Source organism: Micromonospora sp. DT47 (assembly GCF_049844475.1).
Taxonomy (GTDB): Bacteria; Actinomycetota; Actinomycetes; order Mycobacteriales; family Micromonosporaceae; genus Micromonospora.
This window is the reverse complement of the sequence record NZ_JBNCLC010000009.1, coordinates 61,990-81,138: the sequence shown is the minus strand read 5'-3', so window position 1 is coordinate 81,138 and position 19,149 is coordinate 61,990. Positions and strand designations below refer to the sequence as shown.

Below are 19,149 nucleotides of genomic sequence, written 5' to 3'. Positions count from 1 at the left end.
GGCTTGGGCAGCATAGGGCCCATGGACTACGAATACGCGCCGCTGCGGTTGCCGCCGAACGTCGACCGGTTGACCGCCGCGGCGCAGCTGGCGATCCAGGCGGAGTTCTCCGGGTGGGAACTGGCCCGGGTGCGGCTGTTCCGGGACGGAACGCGGCAGGTCATGCTGCGCCGTCGCCGGGTCAACCAGCCGCAGCCGGGCCTGTCCTACTGACCCCGTCGGTACGCCGCACGGCGTACCCCGGCACGGGCCGGCGCGCCCGGGGCCCGGACGGTCACGGTCCGGGCCCTGGGGCGACGCGACCTAGTGGTGGTGACCGGCGTGGTCGTGGTCGTCCTCGTCGAGGAACGGGTGCTCGTCGAGCCGGCCGACCAGGCGGTCGTCGGCGGCCGGCTGAAACGGGCCCACCGGGTCGTCGTCGTCGAAGGACTCCAGGTCGACCGGGGTGCCGACCTCGCTGACCATCACCACGCCGTCCAGCGGCTCCAGCTCCGGGACGTCCAGCGCGCTCAGCGAGCCGTCGCCGCTCTGCAGCAGCTCCAGCACCGCCTCGCCGACGCCCTCGACGGGCGCCGGTTCGTCCTCCTCCGGGGTGCCCTCGCGGCGGGCGATGTCGGCGACCCGGATCAGCGCGGAGACGCTCGGCACCCGGTAGTCGCGGCGCTGGCGCACCGAGATGACCCGCGGGTGCGGGTCGGTGGCCTCGGCGCCCTCGGCCCCGCCGCCGAACCGCTCGTCCGCCTCGTCCGGGTCGATCGACTCCACGTCCCACGGGGTGACCTCGCCGAACGCGTCCAGCAGCTGCTCGTCGTAGGCGTACGAGACGTTGTTCAACGCCACGTACGCCTGCCAGACGGCGTCGTCGTCGATCCGGCCCTCGGCGGCGCGGACGGCCGCCAGGTGGGCGCGGGCGGCGTCGATCACACGCTCGAGGGCAGCGTCCAGCTCACCGTGCTGGTCGGTCATGAGGCAGTCCCTTCGACAATGGGGGGAGGGTTGCGGAACCGGGGCTGGTCAGCAGGCGCGGAGGAACCGGTCGAGGACCCGCACGCCGAACTGTAGTCCGTCCACCGGCACCCGCTCGTCGATGCCGTGGAACAGGGCGGAGAAGTTGAGATCGGCCGGCAGCAGCAGCGGCGCGAAGCCGAAGCAGCGGATGCCGAGCTGGGAGAACGCCTTGGCGTCGGTGCCGCCGGAGAGCATGTACGGCACCGGCCGGGCACCCGGATCCTCGGCGCGCAGCGCCGCCGACATCGCCTCGACCATGTCACCGTCGAAGGTGGTCTCCAGGGCCGGCTGGCGCTGGATGTACTCGATGTCGATGCCCGGGCCGACCAACTCGCGCAGCTGCCGCTCCAGCATCTCCGACTGCCCCGGCAGGCTACGGCAGTCGATGGTGGCGGTGGCCCGGCCGGGGATGACGTTGTCCTTGTAGCCGGCGGCCAGCCGGGTCGGGTTGGCGGTGCTGCGGATGGTCGCGCCGATGATGTTGGCGATCGGGCCCAGCTTGGCGATCGCGGTCTCCGGGTCGTCCGGGTCCAGCTCGACGCCGAGCACGTCGGAGATCTCCTCGAGGAAGGCCCGCACGGTCGGGGTGACGGTGATGGGGAACCGGTGCCGGCCGATCCGGGCGACCGCCTCGGCGAGCGCGGTGACCGCGTTGTCGTCGTGGATGAACGAGCCGTGCCCGGGGCGGCCCCTGGCGTGCAGCCGCAGCCAGTCGATGCCCTTCTCGGCGGTCTCGATCAGGTAGAGCCGCTGGGCGTCGCTGATCGAGTAGGAGAAGCCGCCCACCTCGCCGATCGCCTCGGTGCAGCCGTCGAAGAGGTCGCGGTGCCGCTGCGCCAGGAAGTGCGCGCCGTATTCGCTGCCCGCCTCCTCGTCGGCGGTGTACGCCAGCACGATGTCCCGCGGTGGGCGGACCCCGGTGCGCTGCCAGTGCCGCACCACCGCCAGCACCATCGCGTCGAAGTCCTTCATGTCGATCGCGCCCCGGCCCCACAGGTAACCGTCGCGGATCTCGCCGGAGAACGGGTGCACCGACCACTCGTCGACGTCGGCCGGCACCACGTCCAGGTGGCCATGCACCAGCAGCGCGTCCCGACCCGGGTCGGTGCCGGGGATCCGGGCGATCACGTTGGCCCGGCCCGGAGCGGACTCCAGTAGTTGCGACTCGACGCCGACCTCGGCCAGCTTCTCCGCGACGTACTCGGCCGCTTTGCGCTCCCCGGCACTGGTGGCGTTGTCGCCGGTGTTGGTGGTGTCGATGCGCAGCAGGTCGCGGCAGAGGTCGACGACCTCGTCGGTGGGCTCGGGTCGGGCGGAGGTGGCGTCGCTCGTCATCGCCTCTTTCTACCAGCCGGGGGGCCGCCGCGAACGGGCCGGCCGCCGGAGCGGGGCGCGCGGCAGGTTGATCGACTCCAGGCCGCGACATGGCGGCGTCCGGGGGCTCGGTCGCTCGCCGCCCGGGTTTCGCGATCGACGCGTACGGGTACCTCGCCGCCGTCCCCGCACCGCCCGTCGTACCGGCCGTCCCCGTGCTCCGGCCACCCGTCGAGGAGGGCACCATGACCGTCCCCCTGCCCCCGCTGCCGCCCGCCGCCGACGACGCCTACCGGCCGGGCGGGCGCAGCATGGCCGACATCGCCGACACCGAGCACCGGCAGCTGCTCGGCCTGGCCGACCAGGTCACCGACCCGGATTTGACCCCCGAGCGGCGCCGGCAGGTGGTCGATGTGCTCACCGCCGCGGTCTCCCGGCACCTCTCCGCCGAGGAGCAGTACCTGCTCCCGGCGGCCCGGGCCGCGCTTCCCGAGGAGGCCGACCGGGTGGACCGGGAGCTCGAGGCGGACGCCGCGTTGCTCGCCGCGCTCAAGGCGCTCACCGGCCCGGACGACCCGGCGCTGGCCGACGTCGCCGACCGGATCCGCCGGCACGCCGAGACGGTCTCGGCGCTGATCACCCCGCTGCGCGAGGTGGCCACCGACGCCGAACTGATCCGGCTGGGCAACCGGTGGGAGATCGCCGAGGAGGCGGCGCCCACCCGGCCGCACCCGGGCACCCCGGCGACCCCGCCGTGGAACCGGATCGTCGAACCGGCGGTGGGCGTGGTGGACAAGGTGCGCGACGCGGTGACCGGCCGGCGGACGTACCTGGCCGACCTCAGGCGGCGCGCCCGGGACTGATCCATCGTCGTACGCCGATCCGATCGGGCCCTTCCGCCGACCGCTGCGTGGTCCTACCGTCACCGTATGAATCTGGAGCTGCGGCACCTGCGGATGGTCTGCGCGATCGCCGAGACGGGGAGCGTGACCAAGGCGGCGTCGACCCTCGGGCTGGCCCAGCCGGCCCTGACCGCCCAGCTGCAGCGCATCGAGCGGACGCTGGGCGGGCCGCTGTTCGAGCGGGACCGGCGCGGCGCCCGCCCCACCGCCCTCGGTGAGCTGGTGCTGGCCCGGGCGCGGGTGCTGCTGCCGGCGATGAAGGGCCTGCAGGACGAGGCGGCCCGGCTGGCCGGCGCCGACGACACCCTCGGCCGTTACCGCTTCGGCGGGGTGAACAGCCCGATCCTCGGCCGGCTGGTGCACCGGCTCGCCGCCGAGCAGCCGCAGGCACAGCTCAGCACGTACGCCTCCTGGTCGGCCGACGAGCTGGCCGCTCTGGTGGCCGGCGGCCGCCTCGACTTCGCGCTCACCGGGGTCTGCGGTGACGCCACCCCGTCGGCCGAATTCGGGCTCTGCTGGCGCGAGGTGGCGGTCGACCCGGTGCTGGTGCTGCTGCCGGCCAGCCACCCGATGGCCGACCGGGACGAGGTCGGCCTCGCCGAGTTGCGCCGCGAGCAGTGGGTCACCGCGCCGGGCGACGGCTGCTTCGGCGACTGCTTCGCCGCCGCCTGCGCCCGGGCGGGCTTCACCCCGCGCAAGGTGTACGAAACCGACGTGCGCGGCTGCGTGGACCTGGTCGACGCCGGCGAGGCGGTGGCGCTCTGCCAGGCCACCTTCCGCCCGGTCGACGGACTGGTCACCCGCCGGCTGTCCGGCACCCCGCTGCGCTGGCGGCTGCTGCTCGGCTGGCACCCCGACTCACCCGCCGCCGGAGTCGCCGAACCTGTGCTGGAGACGGCGGTGGCCGCGTACACCGACTCGCTGGCGCCGCACCCCGACTACCTGGCCTGGCTGCCGCGCCACCCGGAGTTCGGGGCCCGGCCGCCGACGGCCCGGCCGGCCAGCGGGGTGCGAACGGCCTGACGACGGGTATCTGGCCCCCATGACCGATCTCTACCCCGCCGCCGACCAGGCCGAGCTGCTACGCCGGGCGGCCACCGCGCACACCGCCGCGTCCCAGGACGTCGAGACGTTCCTGCGCCGGCTACCGGAGGTGCCCGACCCGGCCGACATCACCGAGTACGCCAACCTGCTCGCCCGAGAGGAACAGACCCGCGCCGAGCGGCAGGCCGCCGCGGACGCCGCCGGCCTGGAACTGCCCAGCGTCGGCACCGAGCAGTAAACCGACCAGGGCGGCACCCGGGACTCCGGTCCCGGGTACCGCCGGCTGCCGGCTGCGCGTTGCCGGCTCAGCGTTCGACGAGGACGTCGTGACCCAGGTCGAGCAGGGAATGCCGCCACTCGTCGTCGGCGTTGCCCCGGCGCGGTTTCTCCTCCATCAGGGAGCGGATCCGGTCGATCGCCTCCCGCATCACCTCGATGTCCTGCGGGGTGAGGTCGACCTTGCGCTTGCTCAGCACCCGGAGGATGTGCCGGCCCGGCTCGGGCAGGTCGAGGTCCGGGTCCGGGCTGAACGACTCCTCCCCGGACCCACGGGTCAGCAGCCACTGGCGCAGCTGCTCGGAGGGGACGTTCACCTCGGCGTGGAAGTCGTCCCAGACGACCTCGACCTCGGGATCGAGTCGCTTCTCGCGTACCATCACGCCTCCTCTTCCGGTGGCCCGGACGGCGCCGGGTCCCCGTCGTCGGTCTGCTGCTTGAGGCCCTCCGGCGGCACCTTGACCCGGCCCGGGTTCGCCGTCGGTGGCGCGAGGATCCGTTCACTGCGTTCGGCGTTCTCCTCGGTCTCCTCCGGTTCGGTCATGGCCGCCCTCCGGGTCATCGCGGGTGGGACGTGGTGGCCGCGGTGTGGTCGCGGTCACCGGCGGTCACCTCGATGGCGAGCTGCCCGTCCCGCGCGTCGACGATGGCCTTCTGGCCGGGCGAGATCTGGTGTTCCAGCAGCATCCGGGAGAGCCGGTTGTCGACCTCCCGCTGGATCACCCGGCGCAGCGGTCGGGCGCCGAACTCCGGCTGGTAGCCGTGTTCGGCCAGCCAGTCGATGCCGGCGGTGGTGAACTCGACCTGGATGTCCTGGGCGTGCAGCCGGCGCCGGGTCTCCTCCAGCATCAGTTCGGTGATCTGCCGCAGCTGCTCGGCCTCCAGCCGCTGGAAGATGATCACCTCGTCGATCCGGTTGAGGAACTCGGGGCGGAAGTTCTCCTGCAACCGACGCATCAGCCGTTCCCGCAGCTCGGTGGCTTCCTGTTCCCGGCCGGGCTCGCCGACGCCGAAGCCCACGGTCCGCTGGGTGCCGGTGATCAGCTCCGAGCCCAGGTTGCTCGTCATGATCAGTACGGTGTTCTTGAAGTTCACCGTCCGGCCCTGGCTGTCGGTCAGCCGGCCGTCGTCGAGTACCTGGAGCAGGATGTTGAAGACGTCCGGGTGCGCCTTCTCGATCTCGTCGAGCAGCACCACCGCGTACGGGCGGCGGCGCACGGCCTCGGTGAGCTGGCCAGCCTCCTCGTATCCGACGTAGCCGGGCGGGGCGCCGACCAACCGGCTGACGGTGTGCCGCTCCTGGAACTCGCTCATGTCCATCCGGACCATCCGGTCCGCCTCGCCGAAGAGCGCCTCGGCGAGGGCGCGGGCCAGCTCGGTCTTGCCGACGCCGGTGGGGCCGAGGAAGAGGAAGCTGCCCATCGGCCGGTCCGGGTCGGCCAGCCCGGTCCGCGAGCGGCGGACCGCCTCGGCGACCGCGTTGACCGCGTCGTCCTGGCCGACCACCCTCTCGTGCAGGTACCCCTCCAGCCGCAGCAGCCGGTCCCGTTCCTCCTCGGTCAGCTGGGCGACCGGGATGCCGGTGGACCGGGAGACCACCTCGGCGATCTCCGTCGGCCCGACCGCCGGCACCTGGGAGCTCTCTCCCTCGCCCTTCGCGCGCCGGACCTGGTCCTCCAGCTCCGCCAACCGGTCCCGCAGCGCGGACGCACGCTCGTACTGCTCGTCGGCGACCGCCTGCTCCTTGTCCCGGCGCACCTCGTCGAGCTGCTGCTCCAGCTCCCGTACGTCCGAGGCGGGGGTGCGGGTGCGCAGCCGGACCCGGGCGCCGGCCTGGTCGATCAGGTCGATCGCCTTGTCCGGCAGGAACCGGTCGGTGATGTACCGGTCGGAGAGTTCGGCGGCGGCCACAAGAGCCTCGTCGGTGAAGCGGACCTGGTGGTGCGCCTCGTACCGGTCGCGCAGGCCGCGCAGGATGGCGACGGTGTCCTCGACGGTGGGTTCGGGCACGAAGACCGGCTGGAACCGGCGGGCCAGCGCGGCGTCCTTCTCGATGCTGCGCCGGTACTCGTCCAGCGTGGTCGCGCCGATCACCCGCAGCTCGCCGCGGGCCAGGGCCGGCTTGAGCATGTTGGAGGCGTCCATGCCGCCCTCGCTGCCCGCACCGCCGGCGCCGACCAGGGTGTGGATCTCGTCCATAAAGATGATCAGCTCGTCCCGGTGCGCCCGGATCTCGTCGATCACCTTCTTCAACCGTTCCTCGAAGTCACCCCGGTAGCGGGTGCCGGCGACGAGGCCGGCGAGGTCGAGCTGCACCACCCGCTTGCCGAGCAGGGTCTGCGGCACGTCGCCGTCGCAGATCTTTTCGGCCAACCCCTCCACGATGGCGGTCTTGCCGACGCCGGCCTCACCGATCAGCACCGGGTTGTTCTTGGTACGCCGGGACAGGATCTCCACCGCCTGCTCGATCTCGTCGGCCCGGCCGATCACCGGGTCGATCTGGTCGTTGCGGGCCAGGTCGGTGAGGTCCTGGCCGTACTGGTCCAGGGTGGGGGTGCCGCGGTCCGGCCGCGGGCCGCCCATCGGGCCGCGCTCCGCGCTGGCCGCCTGCAACGACTCCGGCTGGATCCGCCCCGCGGCGAGCATCCGCCCGGCCGGGGACTCCGGGTTCAGCGGCAGCGCCATCAGGATGTGCTCCGGGCCGATGTAGTTCGCCCCCATCGCCCGGGACAGCTGGTGGGCGTCGAGCAGCGCCCGCTTGGCCGCCGGGGTGAGCGACAGGTTCGGCGGCACCTCACCCTTCGGCGCGCCGTCGCCCCGCCCGCCGAGGGCGTTGACCAGTGCGTCGGGGTCAGCGCCGGCGCGGCGGACCAGGTCCCGCAGCGGCTCCCGCTGCAACGCCGCCCAGAGCAGGTGGTCGGTGTCCAGGTCGTTGCTGTGCTTCTGGGCGGCCCGCCGGGCCGCGTCGGCCAGCATCTCCCGGGCGTCGGCGGTCATCAGCCGGGTGATGTCGACCCGGTGCGCCGGCCGGCGTCCACCCTCACCCCGCCCGAAATACCGGGCCAGGAACTCGTCCCACGGGTCGGAGCCGAAGTCACCGGGTCCCATCATCTCTGCCCTCCGCAGTCGGGGCGCGGCACGGTCGCCGAGGCGAAACCGGGCGCGGCACGGTCGCCGGTGGCTACCCGGCGGTCGCCGCGACAAACGCCGCCGGGTGGCAGGCTGGTGGCATGGATTCCCGCCCGCTGCTGATCGTCGACGGCGCCAACGTGGTCGGCTCCCGGCCGAACGGCTGGTGGCGTGACCGGGCCGGGGCCGCGACCCGGCTCCGGGACAGCCTGGCCCCGGTCGTCGAGCGCGGGGTGCCGCCCGAGCTGCCACCCCCGGTAGAGGTGGTGCTGGTGGTGGAGGGGGCCGCCCGGGACGTGCCGGGGGTGGCCGGAGTGCGGACGGTCGGCGCCCCCGGGTCGGGCGACGACGCGATCGTGGACCTGGTGCGGGCCGCGCCGGAGCGCCGCCGGGTGGTGGTGACCGCCGACCGTGAGCTGCGCGAGCGGGTGGGCGCGCTCGGCGCGGAGGTGCACGGGCCCCGCTGGCTGCGGGGCGAGGGGTCGGGCGGCTGAGAAACCCGGTCCGGCGAGCGGCTGGCGGACCGGCGGCACGCGGTGCTCGGCCTCCGACGGTTGGCGATCGTGCTGGTCGCCGGCCTGGTGACCACGGTGACGCTGCTGGTGGCGACCCGCTGAGGACGCCCGCCCCCGCCTGGCGGGAGCGGGGCGGTCGGATCAGGCCGGGACGGCGACGGCCTCGCGGAGCAGCCGGCGGGCGAGGACCAGCCGGTCGGCGTCGTCGTCGAGGCCGGGCAGGTCACCCACCCGGGTGCCCGCGCCGGTGAGCAGGGCGCGCAGCGCCGGCTCGCACTGGGCGGGCAGGGTGATCGTCCGGTCGAACAGCCGCAGGGTCATCCGGCCGCCGTCGGCGGGGGTGAGCCGCCAGCGCAGCCCGGCCCGCGGGGCGATACGACTGTCGGCGTCGAGGACGTCGAGCGCGGCGGCCTGGGCGAGGGGCCGGATCGGCGCCGGTCGGGCGGCCGGCCAGGCGCGGGCGCGCAGCCGGGCGGCGACGGCGGCCGGGTCGGCGCGCAGCAGCCAGTCACGCAGCGCCTCGACCGTCTCGGTCAGTTCCGGCTCGATGGCGTCCGGGTCGGCGACGTCGGTGCCGAACGGCAGACCGGCGCGCAGCCGCGGGTCCTCGGCGGCCAGGGCGAGCAGTTCCTCGACCATCGCGTACCGGGTGAGCGCCCGGATGCCGACGGTCAGGTGCAGCGAGCGGGACTCCTGCGCCTGGGCGCTGTGCAGCCAGCCGCGGGGCAGGTAGAGCGCGTCGCCCGGTTCGAGCACCACGTCGAGCGCGGCCGGCCCCTGCGCGGTGGCGGAGACCTCGTCGGCCCGCCCGCCCCAGGGCTGCTTCTCCAGCGGGTCGGGCAGCACCGGCGGGTGGATGCGCCAGTGCTTGCGGCCGTCGACCTGGAGCACGAAGACGTCGTGGGTGTCGTAGTGGGTGGCGAAGCCCTGGCTGCCGGCCGGGGTGAGGTAGGCGTTGACCTGCAACGGCTGGGCGACGGCGGTGCCGAGGTCACGGGCGAAGTCGACCAGCGCCGGCCAGATGCGGTGCAGGCCCTGCAGCACCAGGGTGGCGCCGGCGGCGTACTGCTCCAGGACCCGCTCGTCGAGGACCTGGTCGCCGATCTCGGCGCCGGCACCGCCGCCGCCGGTCCAGCGCGCCGCCGGAACGAGGTCGCCGTCCCTGGCGATCCGCAGGAACGGGGTACGCAGACCGCGCCGGCTGAGCAGCTCGTCGGCGTCGTCCGGGCTGAGCAGGTCGGTGAAGCCGGCCGGGTTGGGCAGCTCGTCGACGAGGGAGAGCAGCGGGGTGTGGCCCCAGTACCCGGCGGCGAACTTGGCCGGCTCGACGCTGACGCAGCGGGCGAGTGCCTCGGTGGCGGCGGACGGAACCGCCGGGCGGCCGTGGCCGCCCGGCGGGTGGATGTTCGTCACGACGGTCCGTTACCGGGCGCTGCCGTCGGCGCCGCCGTCCTGCTTGCCCGGCGTCGCGCCACCGTCGGCGGGACCCTCCGCGCCACCGTCGGCGCCGCCGTCCTGCTTACCCGGCGTCGCGCCACCGTCGGCCGGGCCCTCCGCGCCCTTGTCGGCACCACGGTCGGCGCCACGCTCGGCACCGCGGTCGGCACCACCGTCGGCGCCGCCGTCCCGCTGGCCCGGCGTCGCGCCACCGTCGGCCGGACCCTCGGCGCCGCCGCCGCTGGTGGTCTGCATGTCGTCGTCGTTAAGTGCCATGGGTCTCCCTCGGGTGTGCCGCCCCGCCGTAGGTCGGGGTCCGTCGTGCAGCGGGTGGTACCCCACGTGCGATCTTCTCTAACCACACCGTAGACGTCGGGACCCGGCGATACGGACGGTTCGCCAGGCCTGACCGGGTGTCACCCGTTGCGGCACGTCACGCCGTTGAACGTGAAGGCGGCGGGCGACCACCGGACGCCGTACGGCGGCGGGCCGGACCCGCCGGGGGATGACAGGATGGGGTCGATCCGAGGACGGAGGCGGGCATGGCCGAGATGACACCCCTGACGCCGGTGGCCGAGGACTGGCAGCGCGGGCTCGCCGTGGTGGCGCACCCGGACGACCTGGAGTTCGGCGCCGCCGCCGCGGTCGCCCGCTGGACCGGGCAGGGCAAGGAGTTCGTCTACTGCCTGGTCACCAGCGGCGAGGCGGGGATCGACGGGGTGACCCCGGATCGGGCCCGGGTGGTCCGCGAGGAGGAGCAGCGGGCCTCCGCCGTCGCGGTCGGCGTCGACGTGGTGGAGTTCCTCGGTCAGCCCGACGGCCTGCTGGAGTACGGTGTCCCGCTGCGCCGGGAACTCGCCGCGGTGATCCGCCGGCACCGGCCGGACATCGTGATCACCAACAACTTCCGGGACACCTGGGACGGCGCGTACGCGCTCAACCAGGCCGACCACATCGCCACCGGGCGGGCGGTGCTCGACGCGGCCCGCGACGCGGGCAACTGGTGGATCTTCCCGGAGCAGCTGACCGACGGGGTCGAGCCGTGGAACCGGGTCCGCGAGGTCTGGGCCGCCGCCTCGCCGCTCGCCGCCCACGGGGTGGACGTGACGGCGACCTTCGACCGGGGGCTGGCCTCGCTGCGGGCGCACGACGCGTACCTGCGCGGACTGGGCGACGGGAGCTTCGACCCGGAGGAGTTCCTGGAGGGGATCAGCCGTCCCGCGGGCACCCGACTCGGGGTCCGCTACGGCGCGGCGTTCGAGGTCTTCCCGCTCGGCCTGCACTAGGCGGGCGGCGCCCGCCGACCCGGCGGCGCTCGACGCCACGCTGCGGCGGGGCGGCCGTGGTCGACGCGGTGACCTTCGCCGGGCTGGCCCGGCGGGCGGGCCGCCCGGTCAGCCGTACGGCGTGAGGCGGCCCGCCCCACCGCACGGGCGGGACGGGCCGTGGTGGGTCATCCGGTCACGGCATCATCCGTTGCATGTCGCGGGGCATATTGTCCTTCACGTCGTCCCACTGACCCTGGGTCACGTGCCGGCTCAGGGCGTCCAGCACCACCTGCACCACGCGCTCCGTGCCGCCTTCGACGTCGTACGGAAAGTGTTGCCGGACCTCGAGGAGAAAGTCGTCCCGGTTGAGCTTGACCGGTACGTCCATCGGCTTCCAGCCGTCGAAGTAGATCCCGCGCACCAGCACCGGCAACTGCGCGGCGAACTCCACGCTCTCCTGCACCGGCATCCGGTCGCGCAGCAGGTGCAGCACGGTGCGCAGCGCGCAGTAGGACTGGTTGCGTTGCTCCTTCGGCCAACCGTACGCCTGTTCGATGTCCTTGAGGATCAGGTTCGTCCTCTCCAACGAGGACTCGAACGCCGATTGCAGCTGCTCAGCCATCTGTCCACCCCCGTACGTCGGTTTCCCACCGTCGGTCGTCGTTGCGCCGCGGCGGCCCGGACGGGCCACGCCACAGTCGGGTCGGACTGACCCGGTTGGGTCGCGCCGGCCGCCGGGCGTTGCCGGTCGAGCCGACAACGTGCAGCACGGCACCGCGTCGCGGATCCGGTACCACCCGAACCGCCATCACCAGCCACCTCCGTACCTGTCGGCGTCGCGGTCGCGTCGGCCGACGGACCGCACACACCGTCCATGCTGCGCGGTGGTGGGGTGAGCCGGCCTCACCCGGGGAGGGTGAAACCACCGCCATCGCTCACTCGCCGAGCAGGTCGGCCAGGGTGGCCGCGTTGGTCTGCGCGTAGTCCCGGTAGCAGTTGTTCATCAGCACGTGGGTCTGTTCGGTCGCGTCGGCCAGCTCGCGCAGCTTCGGCGCCCAGTCCCGCAGCTCCCGGTCGGAGTAGCGGTAGCCGAACTTCTCGTGGATGTCCTTGCTGGTCCACTTGTCGCTGTGCCCGTGGAAACGCACCACCGCCAGGTCGGCGGTGGCGGCCAGCACCGGGGGTACGGAGGAGCGGTGCTCCTGCGGCATGTCCACACAGACGTACGCCAGCCGGTGGTTGCGCAGGAACGCGAGGGTCTCGTCGGCGTTGGCGCCGTCGAACCAGGAGGCGTGCCGGAACTCGAAGACCGGCCGCAGCGGGCGGCAGCGCCGCTCCACCTCCAGCAGGTACTCCTTGTTCTCCCGCTTGATGGTGAACCACGGCGGGAACTGGAACAGCACCGCGCCGAGCTTGTCCGCCTCGACCAGCGGGTCGAGCGCGGAGAGGAACCGGGTCCAGACCTCCTCGTACGCCTGCGGCGGCAGGTCGTCCGGGTAGAGGTTCTTCTTCTCCGTCTCCGGACGCAGGTCCTTGTAGAGCGCGGAGACCCGGGTCGGGTGCCCGGTCAGCAGGCTGAACGCCTTGACGTTGAAGGTGAACCCCGGCGGGGTGCGCTCGGCCCAGAGCCGGGCGGTCCGCTCGCCCGGCGGCGAGTAGTAGGTGGCGTCCACCTCGACCAGCGGGAACTTCCGGGCGTAGTACGCCAGGCGTCTCTCCGGCGTGTCGGCGGTCTGCGGGTACCAGCCGGAGTCGAGCAGGGTGCGGTCGGTCCAGGACGCGGTACCCACTCGGATCTCACCCATGGGGAGAGTTCACCGCGCCCGGACCCGACCGGCAACCGCGACGCCCGATCAGGCGGCCCGCCGCTCCCGGTTCTGCTTGCAGGCCACGCAGGAGGTGGCCGACGGGAAGATCTCCAACCGCTCGACCGGGATCGGCGCGCTGCACCCCTCGCAGAAGCCGTAGGTGCCCTCGTCGAGCCGGGCCAGGGCGTGCTCGAACTGGGCCCGCCGTTCGAGGATCGTCCGCAGCAGGGACTGGGCGGTGTCCCGCTCGGCCGTCTTGGTGCCGCTGTCGGCCTGGTCGTCGCCGGCGGTGTCGCCGACCTCCACCAGCCGCAGCACGTGGCTCTGCATGACCGCGTGCTCGTACTCCGCGGACAGCTCGTCGTAGCGGGCCTGCAGGGAGAGTCGGATCTGGTCGGTCTCCGCCTGGGATCGGCCCGTACCGACCGTGTCGTGGACGAGCATCGCTGCCTGCCTTTCGTGGGGCCTGGGCGCTCCGGAGCCGGCCGCCCCGGATACGGGTCCGCACGGGCGAGATCACCCGTGCTCTGTGAGCCGGGCGATTACCCGCCTCCGCAGTGGATCAAACCGACGAATTTCCGCCCTCAGTCGGCCGGTTCGTCCGACTCCACGACAGCGGGGTGGTGGGGGTCGTCGGCGCGGACCACCACGTCGGCGAAGGTCGCCGGCGCGACCTCGTCGGCGTACCGGGCGAAGGCCGGCAGGGCCCAACGCTGCTCCGGGTCCGTGCGCCGGGCCAGCGCGGCCGGGGAGAGCTGCAGGTGCACGGTGAGATCGAAGGGCAGGCCGCCGCCGAGCAGCAGCACGCCGCTGACCAGCAGCACGGCGCCGGGCGGCAGGTCGACGTAGCCGGCGCGGCTGGCCCGGTCGCTGGTCGCGTCCCAGAGCGAGGGCAGCACCCGCCCGGAGCCGCCCGGCCCGGCCGGGTCGAGCACCTCCCGACGCAGCCCGGCCTCGTCGGTCCAGCCCTCGTAGTACGCGTCCGGGTTGGTCCGACCGTGCTCGAACCGGATCGAGGCGGGACGCAGGAAGTCCTCGGCGCGGACGTGCAGGACCGGACGGCCGAGCGCGCGCAGCGGATCGACCAGCGCGGCGGCGAGCCGCTCGGGGAACGCGGCCGGCGGGCCGTCCACGGCGACCCGCAACCGACCGGCCGACGCGGTCCCGCCGTCGTCGGGCGCCGGACCAGCGGGTACCTCGGGGGGCAGGCCGGAGGCGGCGGCGAGCAGCCGCTCGGTCAGTTCGTCGACGAGCCGGTCGGGCGAGATGGGGCGGACGCGCATCCGACCATGGTGCCCCGGCGACCCGCTCGCCGGCCGACGTCCACCGACCCCCGCCGCCCCGAGCGGTTCCCGGCTCGGGCTCCCTCCGCTGATTCATTCACGCCATCAGCTTCGTAGCGTCCCACGATGCCGGACGGCCGCCGGGCGTACGCGACCGGTCGGTCGGGTCAGCCGGCGCGGTCGATGGTGACCCGGGCGTCGTCGGCGAGCCGGTAGCCCACGCCGTAGACGGTGGTGACCAGCGGGACGTCCACGCCGACCTTGCCGCGCAGCCGGCGCACGTGCACGTCGACGGTGCGCACCCCGGCGTGCTCGTAGCCCCAGACGGCGGTGAGCAGTTGGAGCCGGGTGAACACCCGGCGCGGGTGGGCCACCAGGTGCAGCAGCAGGTCGAACTCCAGCCGGGTCAGCGGCAGCGGCTCGCCGTCGCGCAGCACCGATCGGGACGAGGCCAGGATGTGCAGGGCCGGGATGGTGGGGGCGAGCGACCGGGCCGGGGACCGGCCGGCAGGCACCTGCTCGGGCCGGCGCTCCGCCGGAACCCCACTGGTGGAGATCGTGCCCTCCCCCCGCTCGAGCATCTCCCGGGCCGCATCGAGCAGCCGGCGGGCCGGTGGGGTGAGCGATTCCTCGCAGGCCAGCGGGATGGACAGGGTCACGGTGAGCACGGGTGCGGCCGTGTTCGCCGGGCGACGCTGGCCACCGGGAGGACGACCGGGAACCGCAGGCTGGGACGTATGCCATCCGGCGCGCGACGAGGCGGGGCTGACCGACATGGTCCTCCTTGGCTGGTCCGGGTAATCCCACGGCCCGGGACGCCGCTTCATCGATGCTTCCCGGCCCCTCAGCGAGGGTCAAGGGGCGGCTACGTTGCATGAATGTGACAATTGGCCAACACATCGCAGCCGAACCCTCGCTCTGCGTACGAGCCCGTTGATTACAGCAGAGCCGTCGCGACGACCCGATACGGGGGTACCCGCCTCGTTGGTGCCAGCCGGTCGGAGTGTCGGGTCAGCGGAACCGGTCGACCCGGACCCGGGCGTCGTCGGCGAGGCGGTAACCCACGCCGTACACGGTCGTGACCAGCGGGGTGTCGGGGCCCAGCTTGGCCCGGAGCCGTCGGACGTGGACGTCGACGGTGCGGGCGACCGCGTGCTCGTAACCCCAGACGCGGGAGAGCAGCTGCAGCCGGGTGAAGACCCGGTGCGGGTGCTCGGCGAGGAAGAGCAGCAGGTCGAACTCGATCCGGGTCAGCGGGATCTCCCGGTCGCCCTGCCGGACCACCCGGGAGCCGGCCAGGATCCGCAGGGTGTCCGGGTGATCGTCCTCCGGCGCCGTCGCGGCGGCCGCCGGGCGCGCGGCCGGGACGACCGGCAGGGCCGGCGGCCCGGCCGGCTCCGCCAGGCGTACGACGCCCTCCCCCGCCTCGGCCAGTTCGCCGAGCAGGTCGACCAGGCGGGCCAGCCGGGGCGTCAGCGGTGCGGCGGCGAGGTCGAGGGTGATGGTCAGTGTCGGCGCGGTCCGGGGCCGGCCCGGCGCCGTCCGGTCGGGACGGCCGGTCGGGTGCGGGCGCGAGGTGAGGGCGACGACGGACATGAGAGCCTCCTGAGTGGGCGGTGCGGTCCGCCACGCCCGGGTGGGGCGTGGCGGTCAGCGCGGCGTCCGGCCGGCGGTCACCGGTGGCGCGGCGGACGGGGAGCGGGCCGGCGGGGTCGGACCGAGGGTGGGCAGCCCGGCGATCCGCCAGGCGACGAAGCCACCGACCACGTCGGTGGCCCGGTGCAGGCCGAGGTCGTGCAGCGCGGCGGCGGCCAGCGAGGAGGTGTATCCCTCCTGGCAGAGCACGATCAGCGGCAGGTCGTAGCCGACCGCCTCGGGCAGCCGCGCCGGACAGCGTGGGTCGAGCCGCCACTCCAGCACGTTGCGCTCGATCACCAGCGCGCCGGGCACGGTGCCGTGCGCGGCCCGCTGGGCGGCCGGGCGGATGTCGACCATCAGGGCGCCGCCCCGGTACGCCAGGTGCGCCTGCTCCGGGGCCAGGCGACGCAGCCGGGCCCGGGCGGCGGCGAGGATCTCGTCGATCCCGCGCGATCCCGGCGGCGGCACCGGACAGCGGTCGGTACGGGTGGGGTGCTGGAGCATCGTGGCGGTCCTTCCGGGGGCGTGCCGACGGGTGGGCGGGAGCGGGGGTGTCACCAGGCGACGCCGGCCTCGGCCACCTCGGCGATGCGCAGGTGGCCGTCGACGAGGTGGTAGCGGGTCATCCGGCGCAGCGCTGGCCGGTACGCGTGCAGGCTGACGGCGCGCTGGTCACCCCGGTTGGTCACCACGTGCACGTGACGCGAGCCGAACCGGCGGCCGGCGCCGGCGCGGAGGCGGTGCGGGCGCAGCCGGCCGCCGGAGACGGTCTCCTCGGTGAGCTCCCCGGCGACGACCAGGAACGCGCCGGAGCAGCCGCCGTGGTCGTGCAGGTCGGTGCCCTGGCCGGGCAGCCAGCTCAGCGCCCACACCTCGTGGTCGTCGGTCACGGCGAGCCGGGCGTACCAGCGGTCGGTCGGGTCGAAGCGGAGCGGGACCGGCCAGCCGGCCGGGTCGGCGTAGCGGCCGGCGACGGCGAGCAGGTCGGCGGTGCGGGTGCGGGTCATGGCGGTCTCCCGGGGCGATGCGTCCTGGGGCCACTCTAGACGGTAAAGCCTATAGGATTAGTAGGCAATACCGGATCCTGGGACGGCCGGTCGGCGGCGGGCCGCTCCGCCGGCCACTACCCTGGGCCGGGTGACCGACGAGTTCGACGCCGAGGCGCTGGCCTTCGCCCACCGGATGTTCGACCTGGCGCGGGCCGGGGCGACCGAGGAGCTGGGCGGTTACGTCGACGCCGGGCTGCCGGTGAACATGACCAACGACAAGGGCGACACGCTGCTGATCCTGGCCGCGTACCACGCCCATCCGGAGACGGTGGCGGCCCTGCTGGCCCGCGGCGCGGACCACGCCCGGGTCAACGACCGGGGGCAGACCGCGCTCGCCGCGGCGGTGTTCCGGCAGAACGGCGAGGCGGTGCGGGCGCTGCTCGACGCCGGCGCCGACCCCGGGCACGGCGGCCCGTCGGCGGTGGAGACCGCCCGCTTCTTCGACCTGCCCGAGATGCTGACCCTGCTGACCTCGCGCTGACGGCAACCCGGGCGGGTCGGGCGGCCAGCCGGTATACAGGGGCGGTGGAGGATCCCGTACCCGAGCAGATGCGGACGGCGGCCACCGCGCTGCTGGCCGCGCTCGACGCGCCGGCCCGCGCCGCGGCGACGCGCCCCTTCGATGACGACCGGCGGCGGTGGCTGGAGTACCGGCCGCGTCCCCGGCCCGGCGCCTGCCTCGCCGACCTCGACGTCGCTGGCCGCAAGGCCGCGCACCGGCTGCTCGCCACCGCGCTCAGCCCGGCCGCGTACGCCCAGGCCATGGCGGTCGTCGCGCTGGAGGAGGTGCTGGACCGGGCGGAGGGCTGGCGGCGCGGCCGGCACAGCGGGGACTACTGGGTGGCGGTCTTCGGCGACCCGGCCCGCGACGACAGCTGGGCCTGGCGGTTCGAGGGGCACCACCTGTCGGTGAACATGACCGTGGCCGACGACCAGGTCTCCCCCGCCCCGGTCTTCCTCGGCGCCAACCCGGCCACCGTCCGGCACGCCGGCCGGCCGGTCTCGCGGCCGCTTGGCGTGGAGGAGGACCTGGCCCGGGAGCTGCTGGAGGCGATCGGACCGGCCGGCCGGTCCGCGGCGATCGTGGCCGACGAGGCGCCCGCCGACATCATCAGCGCGACCCGGCCGGCGGTCGCCGCGCCGCTGACGCCGCTGGGCGTGCCGGCCGGGCGGCTCGGCCCCACCGGCCGGGCGCTGCTGGACCAGTTGGTCGCGCTCTACCTGGACCGGCTCCCCGCCGAGCTGGCCGCCCGGGAGGCCGCCCGCGTGGCCGCCGGGGAGCGGCACTTCGCCTGGGCTGGGTCGACCCGGCCGGGCGCCCGGCACTACTACCGGGTGCAGGGCGACGACCTGTTGATCGAGTACGACAACACCACCGACGACGGCAACCACGCGCACACCGTGCTGCGCCGCCCGGCCAGCGACTTCGGCGCGGACGTGCTGGCCGCTCACCACGCCGACGCCCATCGTTGACCCCCGGCCCGGGACGCTACGGCTCAGCTACCACCATCCCGTCTCCGCGCCGGGCCGCTCCGACGCCGCCTCGTCCGCTACCGTCGCAGCAGGCAGTGAGCGTTGGCGCGACACGCCCACCATCGGGTGAAGCGAGGGTCGGCGCGGCACCGATCCTCGCTCGCCACGCCCACCTGGCGGTGACCCGCGACCCGGCGTGGCTCAGGCCGGCTTGACCGCCTCGATCAGGAACCGCCGGGAATGGGCGACGAACGCCCCCTCGGCGCGGATCCGCTCGTGCAGCCGTTCCAGCTGCGGCCGGTACCGGTCGACGTCGAAGCCCGGCACGGTCCAGACCACCTTGCGCAGGAACCAGACCACCGCGCCGATGTCGTGGAAGATCGCGCGCAGCGTGGCGGGCTCCAGGCGTACCACCCGCAGGCCGGCGGCGCGGGCGTCGGCGACGGCCTGCTCCGGATGGCGGCTGGCCGGCAGCGGCAGCGGACCGAGGATCGCCTCGCTCAGCTCCCGCATCGTGCCCGCGCCGACCTGCTGGGACAGGTAGCGCCCGCCCGGCCGCAGCACCCGGGCGATCTCGACCCACCAGGTGTCCACCGGGTGCCGGCTGGTGACCAGGTCGAACACCCCGTCGCGCAACGGCAGCGGCGGCCGGTCGGCGACCCGTACCACGCGGGCGCCGACCCGGCGCAGGGTCCGCCGGGCGACCGCGACGTTCGGCGGCCAGGCCTCGGTGGCGACCAGCAGCTTCGGCGGGTGCGGCACCTCGGCGAGCACCTCTCCCCCGCCGGTGTCGATGTCCAGGGCGGCGGCAACCTCGGCCATCCGGACCGCCATCAGGCGGGCGTAGCCCCACGGCGGGCGTTCCTCGGTGGCCCGGCCGTCCAGCCAGGAGAAGCCCCAGCCGTCGACGGGGGCGGCGGCCGCCTCGGCGACCAGCTCGGCGAAGCTCGGCTCGGGCATCCGGCCAGCCTGGCCGCCCCACCGCGGCGCGACAACCGGTTTCCC

Annotated in this window: 24 protein-coding genes; 8 read left to right on the top strand and 16 right to left on the bottom strand. The window is 74.4% G+C overall.

Annotated elements, in window-relative coordinates; translation table 11 throughout:
• Positions 1-21: 21 nt before the first annotated feature.
• Positions 22-213: a DUF5703 family protein gene (locus ACLQ2U_RS16170; protein ID WP_039906151.1), complete on the top strand. Its 192-nt coding sequence runs from the start codon at positions 22-24 to the stop codon at positions 211-213.
• A gap of 90 nt (positions 214-303) precedes the next feature.
• On the opposite strand, the gene ACLQ2U_RS16165 is transcribed toward ACLQ2U_RS16170, so the two are convergent.
• Positions 304-966, bottom strand: a complete 663-nt coding sequence (locus tag ACLQ2U_RS16165) for a hypothetical protein (RefSeq protein WP_425751466.1) — start codon at positions 964-966, stop codon at positions 304-306.
• Between the two features lie 48 nt (positions 967-1,014).
• Positions 1,015-2,343, bottom strand: coding sequence for a M20/M25/M40 family metallo-hydrolase (locus ACLQ2U_RS16160; RefSeq protein ID WP_425751465.1), 1,329 nt, complete (start codon positions 2,341-2,343; stop codon positions 1,015-1,017).
• Between the two features lie 224 nt (positions 2,344-2,567).
• On the opposite strand from ACLQ2U_RS16160, the gene ACLQ2U_RS16155 reads away from it, so the two are divergent.
• The 3 genes from ACLQ2U_RS16155 to ACLQ2U_RS16145 all read left to right on the top strand — a co-directional run bounded on the left by ACLQ2U_RS16155 (position 2,568) and on the right by ACLQ2U_RS16145 (position 4,506).
• Positions 2,568-3,185, top strand: a complete 618-nt coding sequence (locus tag ACLQ2U_RS16155; RefSeq protein WP_425751464.1) for a hemerythrin domain-containing protein — start codon at positions 2,568-2,570, stop codon at positions 3,183-3,185.
• A gap of 66 nt (positions 3,186-3,251) precedes the next feature.
• Positions 3,252-4,247: a LysR family transcriptional regulator gene (locus ACLQ2U_RS16150; RefSeq protein ID WP_425751463.1), complete on the top strand. Its 996-nt coding sequence runs from the start codon at positions 3,252-3,254 to the stop codon at positions 4,245-4,247.
• 19 nt (positions 4,248-4,266) lie between these two features.
• Positions 4,267-4,506, top strand: coding sequence for a hypothetical protein (locus ACLQ2U_RS16145; RefSeq protein ID WP_425751462.1), 240 nt, complete (start codon positions 4,267-4,269; stop codon positions 4,504-4,506).
• Positions 4,507-4,573: 67 nt separating this feature from the next.
• On the opposite strand, the gene ACLQ2U_RS16140 is transcribed toward ACLQ2U_RS16145, so the two are convergent.
• From ACLQ2U_RS16140 to ACLQ2U_RS16130, 3 genes are read right to left on the bottom strand one after another with little or no spacing between them, the layout of a single operon-like run.
• Positions 4,574-4,924: a DUF3140 domain-containing protein gene (locus tag ACLQ2U_RS16140; RefSeq protein WP_425751461.1), complete on the bottom strand. Its 351-nt coding sequence runs from the start codon at positions 4,922-4,924 to the stop codon at positions 4,574-4,576.
• Positions 4,924-5,088, bottom strand: a complete 165-nt coding sequence (locus ACLQ2U_RS16135; protein ID WP_425751460.1) for a hypothetical protein — start codon at positions 5,086-5,088, stop codon at positions 4,924-4,926. The genes ACLQ2U_RS16140 and ACLQ2U_RS16135 overlap by 1 nt, the downstream gene beginning before the upstream one ends.
• Positions 5,089-5,102: 14 nt before the next feature.
• Positions 5,103-7,655, bottom strand: coding sequence for an ATP-dependent Clp protease ATP-binding subunit (locus ACLQ2U_RS16130; RefSeq protein ID WP_425751459.1), 2,553 nt, complete (start codon positions 7,653-7,655; stop codon positions 5,103-5,105).
• Between the two features lie 119 nt (positions 7,656-7,774).
• Here ACLQ2U_RS16130 and ACLQ2U_RS16125 point away from each other — a divergent pair, with 119 nt between their 5' ends.
• Positions 7,775-8,167: a hypothetical protein gene (locus tag ACLQ2U_RS16125; protein ID WP_425751458.1), complete on the top strand. Its 393-nt coding sequence runs from the start codon at positions 7,775-7,777 to the stop codon at positions 8,165-8,167.
• A 162-nt stretch (positions 8,168-8,329) separates the two neighbouring features.
• On the opposite strand, the gene ACLQ2U_RS16120 is transcribed toward ACLQ2U_RS16125, so the two are convergent.
• The gene (locus tag ACLQ2U_RS16120; protein WP_425751457.1) at positions 8,330-9,601 is read right to left on the bottom strand and encodes a cupin domain-containing protein; all 1,272 of its coding nucleotides are present in this window, start codon (positions 9,599-9,601) and stop codon (positions 8,330-8,332) included.
• Between the two features lie 9 nt (positions 9,602-9,610).
• Positions 9,611-9,901: a hypothetical protein gene (locus tag ACLQ2U_RS16115; RefSeq protein WP_425751456.1), complete on the bottom strand. Its 291-nt coding sequence runs from the start codon at positions 9,899-9,901 to the stop codon at positions 9,611-9,613.
• Positions 9,902-10,167: 266 nt separating this feature from the next.
• On the opposite strand from ACLQ2U_RS16115, the gene ACLQ2U_RS16110 reads away from it, so the two are divergent.
• Positions 10,168-10,911, top strand: coding sequence for a PIG-L deacetylase family protein (locus ACLQ2U_RS16110; protein WP_425751455.1), 744 nt, complete (start codon positions 10,168-10,170; stop codon positions 10,909-10,911).
• 175 nt (positions 10,912-11,086) lie between these two features.
• Here the strand turns inward: ACLQ2U_RS16110 and ACLQ2U_RS16105 are convergent, their stop codons facing one another.
• The 8 genes from ACLQ2U_RS16105 to ACLQ2U_RS16070 form a co-directional block, all read right to left on the bottom strand.
• Positions 11,087-11,515: a DUF2267 domain-containing protein gene (locus ACLQ2U_RS16105; protein WP_425751454.1), complete on the bottom strand. Its 429-nt coding sequence runs from the start codon at positions 11,513-11,515 to the stop codon at positions 11,087-11,089.
• Positions 11,516-11,828: 313 nt separating this feature from the next.
• Complete coding sequence (locus tag ACLQ2U_RS16100; protein WP_425751453.1) at positions 11,829-12,698, bottom strand: DUF72 domain-containing protein; 870 nt, start codon at positions 12,696-12,698, stop codon at positions 11,829-11,831.
• A gap of 48 nt (positions 12,699-12,746) precedes the next feature.
• The gene (locus ACLQ2U_RS16095) at positions 12,747-13,145 is read right to left on the bottom strand and encodes a TraR/DksA family transcriptional regulator (protein ID WP_425751452.1); all 399 of its coding nucleotides are present in this window, start codon (positions 13,143-13,145) and stop codon (positions 12,747-12,749) included.
• 140 nt (positions 13,146-13,285) lie between these two features.
• Entirely contained in the window at positions 13,286-13,984 is a 699-nt protein-coding gene (locus ACLQ2U_RS16090) for a uridine kinase (protein ID WP_425751451.1), read from the bottom strand.
• A 167-nt stretch (positions 13,985-14,151) separates the two neighbouring features.
• Positions 14,152-14,760 carry a winged helix-turn-helix domain-containing protein gene (locus ACLQ2U_RS16085; RefSeq protein WP_425751450.1) on the bottom strand — a complete coding sequence of 203 codons (609 nt, stop codon included), beginning with the start codon at positions 14,758-14,760 and terminating at the stop codon, positions 14,152-14,154.
• 235 nt (positions 14,761-14,995) lie between these two features.
• Positions 14,996-15,493 carry a winged helix-turn-helix domain-containing protein gene (locus ACLQ2U_RS16080; RefSeq protein ID WP_425751648.1) on the bottom strand — a complete coding sequence of 166 codons (498 nt, stop codon included), beginning with the start codon at positions 15,491-15,493 and terminating at the stop codon, positions 14,996-14,998.
• Between the two features lie 141 nt (positions 15,494-15,634).
• Positions 15,635-16,126 carry a rhodanese-like domain-containing protein gene (locus tag ACLQ2U_RS16075; protein WP_425751449.1) on the bottom strand — a complete coding sequence of 164 codons (492 nt, stop codon included), beginning with the start codon at positions 16,124-16,126 and terminating at the stop codon, positions 15,635-15,637.
• Between the two features lie 50 nt (positions 16,127-16,176).
• Positions 16,177-16,629: a cysteine dioxygenase gene (locus tag ACLQ2U_RS16070; protein WP_425751448.1), complete on the bottom strand. Its 453-nt coding sequence runs from the start codon at positions 16,627-16,629 to the stop codon at positions 16,177-16,179.
• Between the two features lie 175 nt (positions 16,630-16,804).
• On the opposite strand from ACLQ2U_RS16070, the gene ACLQ2U_RS16065 reads away from it, so the two are divergent.
• Both ACLQ2U_RS16065 and ACLQ2U_RS16060 read left to right on the top strand, forming a co-directional pair.
• A complete protein-coding gene (locus ACLQ2U_RS16065; RefSeq protein WP_425751647.1) occupies positions 16,805-17,152 on the top strand; it encodes an ankyrin repeat domain-containing protein in 348 nt (115 codons plus the stop codon).
• A 68-nt stretch (positions 17,153-17,220) separates the two neighbouring features.
• Entirely contained in the window at positions 17,221-18,144 is a 924-nt protein-coding gene (locus ACLQ2U_RS16060) for a DUF3500 domain-containing protein (RefSeq protein ID WP_425751646.1), read from the top strand.
• Between the two features lie 201 nt (positions 18,145-18,345).
• On the opposite strand, the gene ACLQ2U_RS16055 is transcribed toward ACLQ2U_RS16060, so the two are convergent.
• Positions 18,346-19,104, bottom strand: coding sequence for a methyltransferase domain-containing protein (locus tag ACLQ2U_RS16055; protein ID WP_425751447.1), 759 nt, complete (start codon positions 19,102-19,104; stop codon positions 18,346-18,348).
• Positions 19,105-19,149: the final 45 nt, after the last annotated feature.

Excerpts from the sequence above, each read along its gene's own strand:
- ACLQ2U_RS16170 (WP_039906151.1), top strand. The coding sequence starts at position 22 with ATGGACTACGAATACGCGCCGCTGCGGTTGCCGCCGAACGTCGACCGG.
- ACLQ2U_RS16165 (WP_425751466.1), bottom strand. The coding sequence starts at position 966 with ATGACCGACCAGCACGGTGAGCTGGACGCTGCCCTCGAGCGTGTGATC.
- ACLQ2U_RS16160 (WP_425751465.1), bottom strand. The coding sequence starts at position 2,343 with ATGACGAGCGACGCCACCTCCGCCCGACCCGAGCCCACCGACGAGGTC.
- ACLQ2U_RS16155 (WP_425751464.1), top strand. The coding sequence starts at position 2,568 with ATGACCGTCCCCCTGCCCCCGCTGCCGCCCGCCGCCGACGACGCCTAC.
- ACLQ2U_RS16150 (WP_425751463.1), top strand. The coding sequence starts at position 3,252 with ATGAATCTGGAGCTGCGGCACCTGCGGATGGTCTGCGCGATCGCCGAG.
- ACLQ2U_RS16145 (WP_425751462.1), top strand. The coding sequence starts at position 4,267 with ATGACCGATCTCTACCCCGCCGCCGACCAGGCCGAGCTGCTACGCCGG.
- ACLQ2U_RS16140 (WP_425751461.1), bottom strand. The coding sequence starts at position 4,924 with ATGGTACGCGAGAAGCGACTCGATCCCGAGGTCGAGGTCGTCTGGGAC.
- ACLQ2U_RS16135 (WP_425751460.1), bottom strand. The coding sequence starts at position 5,088 with ATGACCGAACCGGAGGAGACCGAGGAGAACGCCGAACGCAGTGAACGG.
- ACLQ2U_RS16130 (WP_425751459.1), bottom strand. The coding sequence starts at position 7,655 with ATGATGGGACCCGGTGACTTCGGCTCCGACCCGTGGGACGAGTTCCTG.
- ACLQ2U_RS16125 (WP_425751458.1), top strand. The coding sequence starts at position 7,775 with ATGGATTCCCGCCCGCTGCTGATCGTCGACGGCGCCAACGTGGTCGGC.
- ACLQ2U_RS16115 (WP_425751456.1), bottom strand. The coding sequence starts at position 9,901 with ATGGCACTTAACGACGACGACATGCAGACCACCAGCGGCGGCGGCGCC.
- ACLQ2U_RS16110 (WP_425751455.1), top strand. The coding sequence starts at position 10,168 with ATGGCCGAGATGACACCCCTGACGCCGGTGGCCGAGGACTGGCAGCGC.
- ACLQ2U_RS16105 (WP_425751454.1), bottom strand. The coding sequence starts at position 11,515 with ATGGCTGAGCAGCTGCAATCGGCGTTCGAGTCCTCGTTGGAGAGGACG.
- ACLQ2U_RS16100 (WP_425751453.1), bottom strand. The coding sequence starts at position 12,698 with ATGGGTGAGATCCGAGTGGGTACCGCGTCCTGGACCGACCGCACCCTG.
- ACLQ2U_RS16095 (WP_425751452.1), bottom strand. The coding sequence starts at position 13,145 with ATGCTCGTCCACGACACGGTCGGTACGGGCCGATCCCAGGCGGAGACC.
- ACLQ2U_RS16090 (WP_425751451.1), bottom strand. The coding sequence starts at position 13,984 with ATGCGCGTCCGCCCCATCTCGCCCGACCGGCTCGTCGACGAACTGACC.
- ACLQ2U_RS16085 (WP_425751450.1), bottom strand. The coding sequence starts at position 14,760 with ATGTCGGTCAGCCCCGCCTCGTCGCGCGCCGGATGGCATACGTCCCAG.
- ACLQ2U_RS16075 (WP_425751449.1), bottom strand. The coding sequence starts at position 16,126 with ATGCTCCAGCACCCCACCCGTACCGACCGCTGTCCGGTGCCGCCGCCG.
- ACLQ2U_RS16070 (WP_425751448.1), bottom strand. The coding sequence starts at position 16,629 with ATGACCCGCACCCGCACCGCCGACCTGCTCGCCGTCGCCGGCCGCTAC.
- ACLQ2U_RS16065 (WP_425751647.1), top strand. The coding sequence starts at position 16,805 with ATGTTCGACCTGGCGCGGGCCGGGGCGACCGAGGAGCTGGGCGGTTAC.
- ACLQ2U_RS16060 (WP_425751646.1), top strand. The coding sequence starts at position 17,221 with ATGCGGACGGCGGCCACCGCGCTGCTGGCCGCGCTCGACGCGCCGGCC.
- ACLQ2U_RS16055 (WP_425751447.1), bottom strand. The coding sequence starts at position 19,104 with ATGCCCGAGCCGAGCTTCGCCGAGCTGGTCGCCGAGGCGGCCGCCGCC.